The 16309-nt window shown below is 34.0% G+C and carries 12 protein-coding genes and 4 tRNA genes; 10 read left to right on the forward strand and 6 right to left on the reverse strand.

What is annotated here, in order from left to right; all coding sequences use genetic code 11:
• Window positions 1-3: 3 nt before the first annotated feature.
• Window positions 4-1248, reverse strand: coding sequence for a PqiA/YebS family transporter subunit (locus H3T54_RS03245; protein WP_198220900.1), 1245 nt, complete (start codon window positions 1246-1248; stop codon window positions 4-6).
• A 436-nt stretch (window positions 1249-1684) separates the two neighbouring features.
• Here H3T54_RS03245 and recA point away from each other — a divergent pair, with 436 nt between their 5' ends.
• From recA to H3T54_RS03285, 8 genes are all read left to right on the forward strand, one after another.
• Window positions 1685-2731, forward strand: a complete 1047-nt coding sequence (recA, locus tag H3T54_RS03250) for a recombinase RecA (protein ID WP_110447214.1) — start codon at window positions 1685-1687, stop codon at window positions 2729-2731.
• A gap of 38 nt (window positions 2732-2769) precedes the next feature.
• Window positions 2770-3231 carry a regulatory protein RecX gene (locus tag H3T54_RS11940; protein ID WP_198220902.1) on the forward strand — a complete coding sequence of 154 codons (462 nt, stop codon included), beginning with the start codon at window positions 2770-2772 and terminating at the stop codon, window positions 3229-3231.
• A gap of 191 nt (window positions 3232-3422) precedes the next feature.
• On the forward strand, window positions 3423-6056 hold the full coding sequence (gene alaS / locus H3T54_RS03260; RefSeq protein ID WP_198220904.1) for an alanine--tRNA ligase: 2634 nt from the start codon (window positions 3423-3425) through the stop codon (window positions 6054-6056).
• Window positions 6057-6200: 144 nt separating this feature from the next.
• On the forward strand, window positions 6201-6401 hold the full coding sequence (gene csrA, locus H3T54_RS03265) for a carbon storage regulator CsrA (RefSeq protein ID WP_110447211.1): 201 nt from the start codon (window positions 6201-6203) through the stop codon (window positions 6399-6401).
• Between the two features lie 123 nt (window positions 6402-6524).
• Window positions 6525-6617 (forward strand) — tRNA-Ser (locus H3T54_RS03270).
• Between the two features lie 17 nt (window positions 6618-6634).
• Window positions 6635-6711: transfer RNA gene (locus H3T54_RS03275), tRNA-Arg, on the forward strand.
• Window positions 6712-6729: 18 nt separating this feature from the next.
• A tRNA-Arg gene (locus tag H3T54_RS03280) sits at window positions 6730-6806 on the forward strand.
• An 18-nt stretch (window positions 6807-6824) separates the two neighbouring features.
• A tRNA-Arg gene (locus tag H3T54_RS03285) sits at window positions 6825-6901 on the forward strand.
• A 627-nt stretch (window positions 6902-7528) separates the two neighbouring features.
• On the opposite strand, the gene H3T54_RS03290 is transcribed toward H3T54_RS03285, so the two are convergent.
• Window positions 7529-7798 (reverse strand): DUF4190 domain-containing protein, encoded by a 270-nt coding sequence (locus H3T54_RS03290; RefSeq protein ID WP_198200810.1) that lies wholly within the window; start codon window positions 7796-7798, stop codon window positions 7529-7531.
• 766 nt (window positions 7799-8564) lie between these two features.
• Here H3T54_RS03290 and serS point away from each other — a divergent pair.
• Window positions 8565-9857, forward strand: coding sequence for a serine--tRNA ligase (gene serS, locus H3T54_RS03295; RefSeq protein ID WP_110447209.1), 1293 nt, complete (start codon window positions 8565-8567; stop codon window positions 9855-9857).
• 71 nt (window positions 9858-9928) lie between these two features.
• Entirely contained in the window at window positions 9929-10825 is an 897-nt protein-coding gene (gene rarD / locus H3T54_RS03300; protein ID WP_198220906.1) for an EamA family transporter RarD, read from the forward strand.
• 48 nt (window positions 10826-10873) lie between these two features.
• Here rarD and pflA read toward each other — a convergent pair whose 3' ends face one another.
• From pflA to mltC, 4 genes are all read right to left on the reverse strand, one after another.
• The gene (gene pflA / locus H3T54_RS03305; RefSeq protein ID WP_232351490.1) at window positions 10874-11650 is read right to left on the reverse strand and encodes a pyruvate formate lyase 1-activating protein; all 777 of its coding nucleotides are present in this window, start codon (window positions 11648-11650) and stop codon (window positions 10874-10876) included.
• 194 nt (window positions 11651-11844) lie between these two features.
• On the reverse strand, window positions 11845-14127 hold the full coding sequence (gene pflB / locus H3T54_RS03310) for a formate C-acetyltransferase (protein WP_086364102.1): 2283 nt from the start codon (window positions 14125-14127) through the stop codon (window positions 11845-11847).
• Window positions 14128-14191: 64 nt separating this feature from the next.
• Complete coding sequence (gene focA / locus H3T54_RS03315) at window positions 14192-15040, reverse strand: formate transporter FocA (protein ID WP_232351491.1); 849 nt, start codon at window positions 15038-15040, stop codon at window positions 14192-14194.
• Between the two features lie 193 nt (window positions 15041-15233).
• Entirely contained in the window at window positions 15234-16304 is a 1071-nt protein-coding gene (gene mltC, locus H3T54_RS03320) for a membrane-bound lytic murein transglycosylase MltC (RefSeq protein WP_110447207.1), read from the reverse strand.
• Between the last annotated feature and the right edge of the window lie 5 nt (window positions 16305-16309).

A 16309-nucleotide genomic window follows, 5' to 3' on the forward strand; every position in this document is an offset into this window, starting at 1 on the left:
ATTTTATTTTCTAGTTGGTATTCGATCCCAAAGCAAACGTGGATCAAATTTTTGGGATGCAATCATTGTAATGATAACGACAGTAGCAAAAAAACTTACCCCTATATCAGGATATACGCCCATCATTTGTTGATTTCTCACTAAAGAACACACTACCGAAACCACAAAGATATCGATCATTGACCATTTACCAATAAATTCAACAGCATTATATAATTTCTTCATTTTTAGACAATTACGTTTTTTCTTATTCTTAACTGCCAAAGCAAAATAACAAAGCCAGCTAAGAGAAATAATTTTTAAAATAGGGATAACTACACTAGCAGCGAAAATGATTAATGCTACCGGCACATCCCCTGCTTGCCACATATAGATAACTCCATCCATAATCGTCGAACTCGATGGTGCACCAAAAACTTCAGTAATCATGATGCCAAATAAATTAGCTGGTATATAAATAATCAGTGAAGTAACTAAAAGTGCAATCGTCCACTGTACTTTATCTCTTCCTCTAAGTTGACTTTTTTGTTTACATCTTGGACATTTAGCATACTCAGCAGGAATAATTGCATGGCAACAGCTGCACAATTTTATATTTTGATACATTCCCGTTTTACCTACTTCTAATGGTTTTAAAGTAAAATTATTACGATGGATTTCATTCCATATTTTACCGGGTGTAAAAATAACTACTGCTTTGATATAAAAGAAAACAAATAAACAAAATGCCCAAAAGGTCCCTGTAACACCAAGGCTGCCATAACTCATTAATTTAACAAAACTAACTAAAATTCCTGTCAAAAAAATCTCAGGCATACACCAATGCTGAAATTTTTCATAAACAATCAAAAGATCTCTTTTTCGATATTTAGTCAGTTTTATTTTGCAACAAAGTAATACAATAATAGATAAATTGAGTAATGGAAAAACAAGCACAAATAAAACAAATAATGCGGAAATATAGCTATATCTATCAAAAAAAAGTATTTTGGGTATATCTAAAACACTTACACCATTAACATTACCGACTAAATTAATATCAATAAACACAAACCCACAAGCGACGATAAGCATAATTAATGAACAAAATGCATACATTGACACGCGAAATTTCATATTATTCTGATTTTTAAACAATGTTGTAGTACAACGAGGACAAGTAGCTTTATGTCCAATTGCAACATCTGTTAATCCGATAACCAAATCACAATGGGAACACAATACATAATTTTGATTATCAACAGTCATCATTTTCCTTTATTTGATTGTGTATTAATTAGTAAAGATGTTTTTGATTAGCATAACGTTTATATATAAAAAATTGCCAATATTTGTTAAACGATTATGTTCTGTGGTAATTAATTTAATAAATTAATAATGGCCAAAAAGCTTCTTGATGCCAATCATATCAAATGCTTCTTTTTTATGAAAGTATTACCTAATTAAATTAGCATAATTTGATTATTATCATTTTTCAAATGGCGATATGAAGATCGTTATTCTAAATAACTCTCAAGATAATGTTTAATTAATTGCATAACGGGATTTAGTAATAAATATTAAGAAAATTTGTGAATAATTTCACATAATTAATCAATTTAATACTGTTTATAAAAAAAACTTGATACTGTATAACAATACAGTATAATGTATCTCATATCCTTACTTATTGGAATTTAATTATATGAATGAAAACAAACAACGAGCACTTTCAGCAGCATTAAGTCAAATCGAAAAACAATTTGGTAAAGGTTCAATAATGCGTTTAGGCGACACACAAACTTTAGATGTGGACGCCGTTTCAACTGGTTCTTTAGGATTAGATATAGCATTGGGTATTGGTGGCTTACCAATGGGCAGAATTGTTGAAATCTTTGGACCTGAATCATCAGGTAAAACAACATTAACATTATCTGTTATTGCACAAGCACAGAAAGAAGGTAAAACCTGTGCATTTATCGATGCTGAGCATGCTTTAGATCCAATCTATGCTGCAAAATTAGGGGTACAAGTTGACGATTTATTAGTTTCACAACCAGACACTGGTGAACAAGCTCTTGAGATTTGTGATGCATTGGTTCGTTCTGGCGCTGTAGATGTCATTATTGTCGACTCTGTCGCAGCATTAACACCAAAAGCGGAAATTGAAGGTGAAATGGGTGATTCTCATATGGGATTACAAGCACGTTTAATGTCTCAAGCATTACGTAAGTTAACCGCTAACATCAAAAATGCGAATTGTCTTGTCGTTTTCATCAACCAAATTCGTATGAAAATTGGTGTTATGTTTGGTAATCCTGAAACAACTACTGGCGGTAACGCATTAAAATTCTATGCTTCAGTGCGCTTAGATATCCGCCGTACTGGTGCAGTAAAAGAAGGAGAAGATGTTATCGGTAGTGATACTCGGGTAAAAGTGGTTAAAAACAAAGTCGCTGCGCCATTTAGACAAGCTGAATTCCAAATTCTTTATGGATGTGGTATCTCAAAAGAAGGTGAATTGATTGATTTGGGTGTTAAACATAAATTAGTTGATAAAGCCGGCGCATGGTATAGCTATAATGGCGAGAAAGTTGGACAAGGTAAAGCTAATTCAATTAAGTTTTTACAAGAACACCCTGAAATTGCTACCGAGCTTGAAACAAAATTACGTGATTTATTATTAAATAGCCCTGCTGTTTTCTCTGCAGAGGACGAAGAATCTACAATAGAAGATGAAAATTTCGAATAATGTCACACAATCTTAATAAATTAATTTTAGCCAAAGCTGTGCAATTACTTGCACAGCGTGATCACTCTTCATATGAACTTACCAGAAAATTAACTTTATTTTTTAGTAAAAAAATAAAATGTGCAGAAGATGATTACCCAGAACAATTAACTCAATTAAAGACACAAATAGAGCATGTCATTAAACATTGTACCCAGAAACATTGGATGGATGATGAGCAATATATTGAAAAATATATATTTATGCGTGCTAATAAAGGGTATGGAAAATATAAAATTAGTTTAGAATTAAAGCAACGAGGTTTATCATCTGATATCAATAAAAAGCTCTTAAATATAGTTGATATTAATTGGTCTGAGATAGCTTATCAACAATTGTTGAAAAAGTTTAAAGTTATCGATTCTAAAAATAATCAACAAAAACAAAAGGTAGTACAGTTTTTAACCTCCAGAGGTTTTACACAAAATGATATAAAAACTGCGTATAGTTTATTGACTTAAACCATTATAGTCCCTACAATACTAAGCATTATGAATGCCCATTGCGTAAAAAGCTCTCAAGATCTTTTAATTTTATTCCTTACTAATAGTAATTAGATCAATCGCTGTATTAAGAATATTTACTTTTCAACTTAAGTTGTAACGGGTATATTACTATGTCTAAAAATTTATCGTTTAATATGGAAGCATAAATGAAAAGCACTGCAGAAATTCGTCAAAATTTTCTTGACTTTTTCCATAGCAAAGGACACGAAATTGTTGCGAGTAGTTCCCTTGTTCCACATAATGATCCAACACTTTTATTCACCAATGCGGGAATGAATCAATTTAAAGATGTTTTTCTTGGTATCGATAAACGATCTTATACCAGAGCAACAACATCACAACGTTGTGTGCGTGCTGGAGGCAAACATAATGACCTTGACAATGTAGGTTATACAGCTCGGCATCATACTTTTTTTGAAATGCTAGGAAACTTTAGTTTTGGCGATTATTTTAAACATGACGCGATTCATTTTGCATGGGAATTATTAACTAGTGAAAAATGGTTTAACCTGCCAAAAGATCGCTTAACAGTAACCGTGTATGAAACCGACGACGAAGCTTATGCAATCTGGGAAAATGAAATTGGTATTCCGAAAGAGCGTATTATTCGTATAGGTGATAATAAAGGTGCGCCATATGCGTCTGATAACTTTTGGCAAATGGGCGATACTGGACCTTGTGGACCTTGTACTGAAATTTTTTATGATCATGGTGAGCATATTTGGGGGGGACCTCCAGGAAGTGCGGAAGAAGATGGTGACCGTTTTATTGAAATTTGGAACATCGTATTCATGCAATTCAATCGTCATGCTGATGGTACAATGGAACCGTTACCTAAACCTTCCGTTGATACAGGCATGGGACTTGAACGCATAGCGGCAGTGTTACAGCATGTCAACTCAAATTACGATATTGATCTGTTTAAAAAATTAATAAAAGATGCTGCACAAATCATCCAAACCAACGATTTAGAAAGTAAATCATTACGAGTTATTGCTGATCATATACGTTCTTGTGCTTTTTTAGTTTCCGATGGAGTGTTACCTTCAAACGAAGGCCGAGGTTACGTATTACGTCGAATTATACGCCGAGCAGTACGTCATGGACATATGCTAGGTGCTAAAGATATTTTCTTCTATAAGTTAGTTAAACCATTAATTGATGTAATGGGAAGCGCCGCTAATGAATTAGCAAATAACCAAAAATTAGTTGAAGAAACCCTAAAAATAGAAGAAGAACAGTTCTTAAAAACATTAGAACGGGGCTTATTTTTACTTGATCAAGAGCTAGGTAAGATTACTAATGCAATACTACCGGGAGATGTTGCATTTAAACTATATGATACTTACGGTTTCCCATTAGATCTTACTGCTGATGTGTGTCGTGAAAAAAACATCACTATTGATGAAGATGGTTTTAATCAATGTATGGAAGAACAACGAAAACGAGCTAGAGAATCAAGTTCATTTACTGTTGATTATAGTAATATGATTAAACTTGATGATAAAACTGAATTTTTAGGTTATAAACTAACCGAATCATCAGGAAAAGTCATTGCAATTTTCCAAGATGGGAATAAAGTTGATGCTATCAATGCCGGCGATACCGCAATTGTCATCTTAGACAAAACACCATTTTATGGTGAATCAGGTGGTCAAGTTGGTGATAAAGGTGTATTAAGCTCAGCTAATCTAGTGTTCGGTGTGACTGATAGCCAAAAATATGGTAAAAGTATTGGTCACATTGGTAAAGTCACCAAAGGTACATTAAAAGTTGGTGATATCGTAACCGCTGCAATAGATGTAGAAATACGAGAACGTATTCGTCGTAACCATTCGGCGACACATTTATTGCAAGCTGCTCTACAACGTATTTTAGGAAATCATGTACATCAAAAAGGATCACTAGTTAATGACAGTTACCTTCGATTTGATTTCTCGCATAATCAACCTATTACGCAAGAACAAATTGTTGAAATTGAAAATCTAGTTAATCAACAAATACGTCGTAACTTACCAGTTGACATAGAACTGATGCCAATTGATCAGGCTAAAAATAAAGGTGCTATGGCATTATTTGGTGAGAAGTACGAAGATATTGTTAGAGTATTAACCATGGGCGATTTCTCTATCGAACTTTGTGGTGGCACACATGTTGATAGAACTGGAGATATAGGCCTATTTAAAATTACTTCTGAATCAAGTATTGCCTCAGGGGTACGTCGTATTGAAGCCACTTCTGGACAAAATGCGATGGAATACATACATCATGAATCCAATTTATTAAACCAAATTGGACAATTGGTTAAAAGTGATAAATCAGCGGTGTTATCACGAATAGAGCAATTGCTCGATCAAAATAAAGCATTAGAAAAAGCAATGGAGCAACTAAAGGCCCAACAAGCTAGCCAACAAAGTGGGCAATTGCTTGATCAATGCGAAAAAATAAATAATAAAAACTTGCTAATTGCTAAACTTGATAATGTCGAAGCAAAAATGTTACGCACAATGATTGATGATTTGAAAAATCAATTAAAAACCGGCGTAATTATTTTAGCGGCTGTTAATGGAGACAAAATCAATTTAGCTGCCGGTGTAACTAATGATTTATTAGGCATTGTTAAAGCTGGTGAATTAGTATCTCAATTAGCATTAAAAGTAGGTGGTAAAGGTGGTGGGCGGCCTGATTTCGCTCAAGCAGGTGGAATGGATCTTTCAGCGTTACCAGAAGCGTTATCTTCTGTAAAAAAAGAAATCAGTAATAAATTACAAGCAAGTTAGCCAGATGTGCTCCAGTGTTTGTTTGTTAATTAAACATTAGTGTATTTCTGTAAAATTCCGTCTTTCTATCTTATTGATGGGGGGCTGACGAAGCTATATCTTAAAATTGTTTGGATATATACTTAACTGATATTAGGAGATCTAATGTTAATTTTAACTCGGAGAGTAGGTGAAACACTTATAATTGGTGACGATGTTGTTATTACCGTTTTAGGCGTGAAGGGTAATCAGGTCAGAGTCGGTATTAATGCACCTAAAGAAGTTTCTATTCATAGAGAAGAAATATACAACAGAATTCATCAATCGCAAGATAAAAGTGATGAATCAGTTCAACCCAAAGAGTAATATTGGGTACGAAATAAACAACTAGCACGAGTTCTTAAAAAAATGTTTGACTTATTTTTTCTAGAACGTAATATGTGCGCCACACATTATGATTTTGTTGTTGAAGCAAAGTCATAATGTTTTGGTGAGATGGCCGAGAGGCTGAAGGCGCTCCCCTGCTAAGGGAGTATGCGGTCAAAAGCTGCATCGAGGGTTCGAATCCCTCTCTCACCGCCATTTAAAAATTAAAATATGCATCCGTAGCTCAGCTGGATAGAGTACCCGGCTACGAACCGGGCGGTCAGGGGTTCGAATCCCTTCGGATGCACCATTTTAAAATATTCAATACGCATCCGTAGCTCAGCTGGATAGAGTACCCGGCTACGAACCGGGCGGTCAGGGGTTCGAATCCCTTCGGATGCACCATTTTTTACGAACTTACACGCATCCGTAGCTCAGCTGGATAGAGCACTCGGCTTCGAACCGAGCGGTCAGGGGTTCGAATCCCTTCGGGTGCGCCATTAAGCATCCAAAAACATTTCGATTTGTTATAATCAAAAAAATAATAATTTATATCAACTTCAGCTTAACTGATAGCAATGACTTAATTTTCATTAGATATTTCTCTTTGTATATTTTGATAAAAATAGAATACTAGAATAAGAAAATCACTTTGTTATAATCATCACCTCAGTTTATGAATTAAAATGACAAGTATTATAGAATAATGTTTTAAATATATATCCAATAAAGCACTAAATATAATACACTTGATTAACTACTCTACCCCTACCCTTACCTGACACCAAAACGGCTAATAATGTTCATTTAGAGCCTCTTACAAAGCATTTAATCTATGACTATACTACTTACACCTTATCCACCCCCAATCATTGCTGTAAAATTCGAATAGAGCGAGACGAATAAAAAGTTCAAAAGGCAATCTTTAAACATGTAAAAAACTCTAGATAAAACGTTTTATGGATTAAAAAGAAATGGTTTTATTATTAATAAAGATTACAACATGAATACGAATGTAGATTGGCAAAGAGAGAAAAATAACAAATTTATTATATTTTACTTTTAGATCAAAAAAAGCCGACTTTGTCAGCTTTAATTAATAATGATTTTATGTTTTAGTTATATAATTAGGCAAATGATAATATCGCCGTACTAATCACAACTATCAATAAAACCCATAGTACAATAGCAATAATTCCGCAAACCATCCCGGCTGTAGCAAAACCTGCACCATTTTTATTATTATTTCTTATATCACTCTTAGCAATAGCGCTTAACACTATAGCAACAATAGCCACAGCAATACTAAAAAGCCCCATGGGAATTAATGATACAATCCCACAAACCATTCCAGCTATAGCAAAACCACTTGTTGCTTTGTTCTGTTCTTGTTCCATTTACCTTCTACCCTGTAAAATTTTTGAAAAGTTAAAATATATAGCGGTTAAGTATAATCTTGTCATTTTTACATATCAATATAAGATCCATTCAAGGCGAACTATCACCAATTATCAAATATCTCACTAAATCTCTCAAAAAACTTAAAAGAGATAGTTGATGAGAAAAAAATCAAAAAAAGCATTTGGGCTTTTTTCATTGATTATTTTGACCTTTATATAAGATTTTAAGGGAAAAAATTGTCCAGAATAATAATAATCCAAACGATACAGCTAAAAATTTTAATAAGATCTAAATTAGAAAAAAATAGTTCCAGCAGTAAATAAATTATTTGAAATTTGATTTAATACTGTTGAAAAATAGAATAAAAGATTACTTATAGAACAACGTTTTTAATATTATATATTTTCTAAAAAATAACTGTTAATAACTTGTATTTGTATTTGCTTTTAATAATAATAGTCACCTGAAGATATCAAGCAAGATATGCAGCAGTAACAAACACAAAAATAATAAATTTTATATGTATGGAATTTTGACATATAACGAGTAATTATTTTCTTATCCAATTAAATAAATTTATATATATCATTTAGCATTGTTCGGGCCTGCCACTCTGGTTGAATCCCGAAACAATTCTAGTATACTTAACTCACGAATTTCATATGTGTTATTAATCATACTTTTTTATTTATATGTTTTGTTAGCTGTACTAAAATAAGAAATTAAATAAATAACATTAATAAACAATAATGGACTCTTTTTATGTTGGACCCAAATTTACTTCGAAATGAATTAGATCTCGTTGCTAGCAAATTAGCTCGCCGTGGATTTAAATTAGATGTTGAGACTATTCGACAACTTGAAGAAAAACGTAAAACACTACAGGTTGAAACAGAGAACTTACAAGCGCAGCGTAATGCTCGCTCGAAAGCAATTGGTGAAGCAAAAGCACGCGGTGAAGATATTTCAACTGTGCGCGAAGAAGTAAACAAATTAGGTGAAAAGCTTAACAGTGCAAAAACAGAACTTGATAAGCTCCTCAACCAAATTAAAGACATTTCTGCCAACATTCCCAATATTCCTAATGATGCTGTGCCAGATGGTAAAGATGAGAATGATAATGTTGAAATTTCTCGTTTTGGCACGCCAAGAACCTTCGATTTTCCTATTCAAGATCATGTTGCATTAGGTGAACGTTTTGGTGGTCTTGATTTTGCTGCTGGTGTAAAACTAACTGGCGCTCGTTTTGTGGTAATGAAATCACAAATAGCCCGTTTACATCGTGCAATTACGCAATTTATGCTAGACCTACATACTGAACAACATGGCTATGCTGAAATTTATGTACCATATCTAGTGAATCAAGCTACGCTTTTTGGAACAGGTCAATTACCTAAATTCGCGGGAGATCTATTCCATACCAAACCGCTTGATGAAGAGTCTGAAAGTAGTAATTATGCACTAATCCCAACTGCAGAAGTGCCAGTTACTAATTTAGTGCGTGATGAAATTCTTGATGAAAGCGTATTACCATTAAAAATGACAGCTCATACGCCTTGTTTCCGTTCTGAAGCTGGTTCATATGGTAAAGACACCCGTGGCTTAATTCGTATGCATCAATTTGATAAAGTCGAATTAGTGCAAATTGTTAAACCAGAAGAATCAATGCAAGCATTAGAAGAATTAACTGCACATGCTGAAAAAGTTTTACAATTATTAGAATTGCCATATCGTAAAATTATACTTTGTACTGGGGATATGGGCTTTGGTTCTTGCAAAACCTATGATCTAGAAGTTTGGGTACCAGCACAAAATACTTATCGTGAAATATCTTCATGCTCAAATATGTGGGATTTCCAAGCACGTCGTATGCAAGCTCGTTACCGCAATAAAGCTGATAATAAAACCTATTTAGTACATACCCTAAATGGTTCAGGTTTAGCCGTTGGACGTACACTGGTTGCTATAATGGAAAATTATCAACAAGCAGACGGAACAATTAAAGTACCATCAGTATTAGTACCATATATGAACGGCCTTGAAGTTATTGGTTAGTTTTATAATTTCAAATATTCATTGTAGCGCTATTCATTAGCGCTATTTTTTTATTAATTAAGGTAAATAAGATGATAAAAGGTGTTGCATTATCAATCCTAGCATCATGTCTTTTTGGCTTGCTGTATTACTATCCAGTATTATTGCAACCTTTATCTGTAGTAGATATTTTTTGCTGGCGATTGTTAACATCTTTTCCGGCTATTATTGTATTAATTCTGATTGAAAAGCAATGGTCATCTATATCCGCCCTTTTTATTCGAATTAAAGATAAGCCATATCTTTTAGTTGGGTTATTATTTTCTTCTTTTCTACTAACTATTCAAATGCTTATTTTTATTTGGGCACCAATTAATGGTCATGGATTATCGGCTTCACTTGGCTATTTTTTATTACCATTAAGTATGGTGGTCTTTGGGCAAATTTTCTATAAAGAAAGGCTAAGTATTTTTCAAAAAATTGCGGTATTACTCGCTAGCATAGGTGTTATATCAGAAATCTATATTACTGGCGCTTTCTCTTGGGAAACTGCCATCATCGCCTTGGGTTATCCTATTTACTTTATGACACGACGCAAATTACAGATAGAAGGTATTGCAGGAACCTTTTCGGACTTCTTTTTTATATTTATAGGCTGTCTGATTTATTTTCTTTTACATTATCCATGTAATGAGATTATAAGTGATTTATCTCATTTTCATATTTTTATTCCAATGCTCGGTATTATTACTGCCATCGCCTTTGCGATGTATTTCGTCGCTAGACGGCTGTTACCGCTTGGACTATTTGGATTACTAGGATATGTCGAGCCCGTATTACTTACTGTTGTTTCTGTGTTATTTTTACATGAATCAATATCCACAGAGCATATTTTACCATACGGGCTTATTTGGTTATCAGTTTGTGTACTAGCTCTGGAAGGAACTATTTATATACTACGAACAGTAAAACGAAAAAGATTAAAATAGCAGATAGAAAGGCGCCATAATTGGTACCTTTTTACTAATTAATCAACTTTATTTGCTAAATGTCACATACTGACCATAACTTTCAATAATTGATTGGATTCGATCCAATGTTTCTCGTGGTGGAGCTTCTACACCTTCTAACATATATTTATCACCCAGTGTATCCCATTTATATGCACCGAGCTTATGGTATGGGAGTAATTCAACTCTTTCAATATTATCCATTCCTTGAATAAATTGACCAAGTAAATGGGCTGAATTATCATCATCCGTCCATCCTGGTACAACAACATAGCGGATCCAAGTTCGTTTATTTATTTTTTGAAGATATTTAGCAAATTCTAAAACCCGTTTATTTGGAACACCTACCAATTTTTGGTGTATATCATCATTCACTTGTTTTAAATCAAGCATCACAAGATCAGTTACTTCCATTAACTCTTCAACGGTATGATCAAGTTGTCTTGCATAACCATTAGTATCTAAACAGGTATGAATACCCTCAGCATGACAAGCTTTAAACCACTCAGTGATAAATTCTGATTGTAAGGTTGCTTCACCACCAGATGCTGTTACGCCACCACCATTAGGCATAATAAAATTTTTATAAGTGATGATCTCTTTCATCAGCTCAGCAACAGTAATTTCACGCCCTGCTTTTAAATCCCATGTGTCACGATTGTGACAATATAAGCAGCGCATTAAACATCCTTGAAAGAAAACAATGAAGCGAATACCTGGCCCATCAACTGTACCAAAAGACTCAAAAGAGTGAATACGACCTTTAATCGGTTGTTCTGTTGTCATAATAATATTTTTTTCCATAACAATTCTCTGATAATTGCTTACATTGCTCTTCTTTCTTATTTTAACTCAGTTATGCTAATGCTTTCACCAATTACACCAATAAGTGAGAAACGATATTAATTCAATAACTTTTTTTTAAGCAGAAAATTTCAATTACAAAAAAATAGCGCCCTTAAAGGACGCTATTTAATTTAAGCTTATTATCAACTAAATTACATTGATTGAGTGAAAGTACGTGTAATAACGTCTTTTTGTTGTTCTTTAGTTAATGAGTTAAAACGTACTGCATATCCAGACACACGAATAGTTAATTGTGGATATTTTTCAGGATGTTCCATCGCATCTAATAATGTTTCACGATTTAATACGTTAACATTTAAATGTTGACCACCTTCCACAGTTGCTTCGTGATGGAAATAACCATCCATTAAGCCTGCAAGGTTACGTTTACGTGCATCATCATCTTTACCTAATGCATTAGGAACGATTGAGAAAGTATATGAAATACCATCTTTCGCATAAGCAAATGGTAATTTAGCAACAGAAGTTAATGAAGCTACCGCACCTTTTTGGTCACGTCCGTGCATCGGGTTAGCACCTGGTCCAAATGGTGCACCAGCACGACGTCCGTCTGGGGTGTTACCTGTTTTCTTACCGTATACAACGTTTGAAGTAATGGTTAATACAGACTGTGTAGGAATTGCATTACGATAAGTTTTAAGTTTTTGAATTTTCTTCATGAAACGTTCAACTAAATCAACAGCAATGTCATCAACTCGTGGATCATTGTTACCGAATTGTGGATATTCACCTTCGATTTCAAAATCAACTGCAAGACCATCTTCATCACGAATAGTTTTTACTTTCGCATATTTAATTGCAGATAAAGAGTCAGCAGCAACAGAAAGGCCTGCAATACCACATGCCATAGTACGAATAATATCACGGTCATGTAACGCCATTAATGAAGCTTCATAACTATATTTATCATGCATATAGTGAATAGCATTTAGCGCAGTTACATATTGTTTAGCTAACCAATTCATAAAATGATCTAAACGAGCAAATACTTTATCAAAATCTAAATATTCGTCTGTAATTGGATCTTCTTTAGGCCCAACTTGCATTTTTAATTTCTCATCCACACCACCATTGATTGCATATAGAAGAGTTTTTGCAAGGTTAGCACGAGCACCGAAGAATTGCATTTGTTTACCAACAATCATTGGGCTTACACAACATGCGATAGCATAGTCATCGTTGTTAAAATCAGGACGCATCAAATCATCATTTTCATATTGTAATGAAGATGTATCGATAGATACTTTTGAAGCAAATTCTTTAAATCCAGAAGGTAACTGTTCAGACCAAAGAATTGTCATATTTGGCTCTGGAGAAGGTCCCATGGTATATAAAGTGTTTAAGAAACGGAATGATGTTTTAGTCACTAATGTACGACCATCAACACCCATACCCGCGATAGATTCAGTTGCCCAGATTGGGTCACCAGAGAATAATTCATCATATTCAGGAGTACGTAAGAAACGAACCATACGTAATTTCATAACGAAATGGTCGACAATTTCTTGTGCTTCTTCTTCAGTAATTAAGCCAGCTGCAAGATCACGTTGGAAGTAAATATCAAAGAATGTTGAAGTACGACCAAGAGACATCGCCGCACCATTTTGAGATTTAACCGCCGCTAAATAACCAAAATAAGTCCATTGAACAGCTTCTTGTGCTGTAGTTGCTGGTGCTGAAATATCAAAACCGTATTTCGCAGCCATTTCTTTAATTTGACCTAGTGCGCGATGTTGTTCAGCAATTTCTTCACGACGTTGCATAGTCATTGGTAAATCAACGCCATTTTCAAAGTCAGCTTGTAATGAAGTGAATTGCGCAAATTTATCTTGCATTAAGTAATCGATACCGTAAAGAGCTACACGACGGTAGTCACCAATGATACGACCACGACCATAAGCATCAGGAAGACCGGTAATAACGCCTGATTTACGACAACGAAGAATATCTGGAGTATAAATATCAAACACACCTTGGTTGTGAGTTTTACGATATTCAGTGAAGATTTTTTTGACTAATGGATCTAAAGTTCTGTCGTAAGCTTTACAAGAGTTTTCGATCATTTTGATACCACCAAACGGGATAATCGCACGTTTTAGTGGTTTTTCAGTTTGTAAACCAACAATTTTCTCTAAATCTTTTTCAATATAACCTGCATCATGGGCAGTAATAGTTGAAATTACACTGGTATCAAAATCAACTGGTGTATGAGTGGAGTTTTCAAATTTGATGCCTTCCATAACTTTATCCCACAATTTAGTGGTAGCATCGGTAGCGCCAGCTAAGAAAGATTCATCACCCTCATAAGGTGTGTAATTTGTTTGAATGAAATCACGAACATTGACATTATTTTGCCAATCACCTTCTTTAAATCCTTTCCAAGCTTTTGCTTGTACTTCGTTTAAATTACTCATAATTATTAACCTCAGGTTTACATAAATACCTATCTACTCTTATATAAGGGTAAATATTATAAAATCAATGTGGCTTACGAAGATATAAAGCCCAATAAGGTAGCGCTACAGCTAAACCACCCAATATATTCCCAATTGTTACCGGGATTAAATTATTTAAGACAAAATGCTCAACTGTTAATGAATTAAACGTATCAGCAGATACGCCTACCGCCGTCCAAAATTCAGGTGATGCAAAGTTTTTAATGACAATGCCCATCGGAATCATAAACATGTTTGCAATGCTATGCTCAAAACCACTGGCGACAAACATAGCTACAGGTAATACCATAATTAACATTTTATCAAGTAAACTACGACCCGCATAACTCATCCAAGCCGCTAAACAAACCATTAAATTAGCGAGTAAACCTAAGCATACGGCTTCAATAAAGGTATGGTGTAATTTATGATCTGCAGTTTGTAATACATTCAATCCCCACAAACCATTGGCTACCATATATTGTCCAGAAAACCAAATAATTGTTACAAACAGTATAGCACCAATAAAGTTACCAATATAGACAAAAATCCAATTACGAATCATTTTTGTCCAACTAATTTTATGGGTCATTTTAGGTAATATAGTTAATACTGTTGAAGTGAAAAGATCAGAGCCACAACAGACAACTAACATTAATCCTAACGAGAAACAGATACCACCAACTAATTTAGCCAAACCAAAAGCAACTGTAGCTGTCCCAGTCGTAACAGTGATATAAAAGACAAAAGCTATTGATATGAATACACCAGCGATGATGGCAGATAAGATAGTACTACTAGGGTGTTTATTTACTTTATAATTGCCAATTTCTTCGGCAATTTGGGTCATTTGTGCAGGAGAAAATGAGTCCACAAGCTTATCATTACTCAAGTTGACATCCTCAAAAAAACTAGGGTTTTATGAGACGCATAGTATACTCAAAAATTGAAGTAGATCACGTTTTTTTTATTAAAAATCTTTAAAACTTAAAAAATCATTAGTTATTAACATTGTGAAATGTATATAAAATAGCCACTCTTCATATCTTTTATTCAGATTTAAAAAAGTGGCTAATAATCATCAATTATTTGTTATCTAAGATTTTACTCACTTTCACCAAATAATTACGTGATTCTTGGGAAACATGTGAGGTCACTAATTTTCGATAAACTTGTTGGGGTGTCATTGAGTTAATAATATTAATGGCTTCATTCCTATCATTAGAAAAAGTACGTAATACACTACCAGCACCACCATTATAGGAAGTTATCATTGCATATCTTAATGAAATTGGATTATTTATACCGGCTAAATATTTATTTTTTAACAGTGATAAATAAGCGGTTCCCATATCAACATTATTACGTGGATCCAGTAAAAATTGGCGACTGGGTTCGCCTGATTTGCCTCGAGATTTAAATATATCTCGACCAGCGGTATGTTGTTGAACTTGCATTAATCCTAACGCATCAGTACGACTGACTGCATAAGGGTTAAATGCAGATTCTACTTCCATAATGGCTAAAATTAATCGTTCATCAATAAAATAACGATTTGATGCTTCAGTAACAAGTGGTAAGAATTTTCTTGCACGTTCATTAATATGATTTGGAACTAACTTGATTTCAACATAGGTAATTTTATGAGAACCAGATGAACGAGCTTTTAGATTATTGGCAAGTAAATAATCAGCAAAACTGTTCGCCCTGCCACTCCAACGAATGGGTTGTCTTTCTTGGTCAAGAACCTGATTATATAAAAATGGTTCTTCTGATAAGTTCTGACTTATTTTATCACGGCGGATGATATCAACCGGTTCTGGCATAAGTAACGTCGAAACAATAGCATCTTTTAAATGGGCAAGTGGGGTATCAGATAAAGTCTCAATTGTTATTACGCCTGAAACAAAATTGATGTGGACGCGTGTTTGCAAATTATCTTCATACTGAACATAATCTTTTGGTCCGGCAATAAGAATTTCTTTAGGCCCCCAAATTTGTTCTATATTATTTGCATACTGACTGATTAAAATATTAAATGCATTGGTATCCTTTATATAATAATCTTCATCGGTACTTTTGTTTTTTGAACCAGGACAAGCTGTTAATAAAGTTACGGAAACGAGTAACGTAATAATTTTATAATTATTTTTCATTTTAG

The organism is Gilliamella sp. B14384G10, from assembly GCF_016101685.1.
In the GTDB taxonomy this organism is placed as follows: Bacteria; Pseudomonadota; Gammaproteobacteria; order Enterobacterales; family Orbaceae; genus Gilliamella; species Gilliamella apis_A.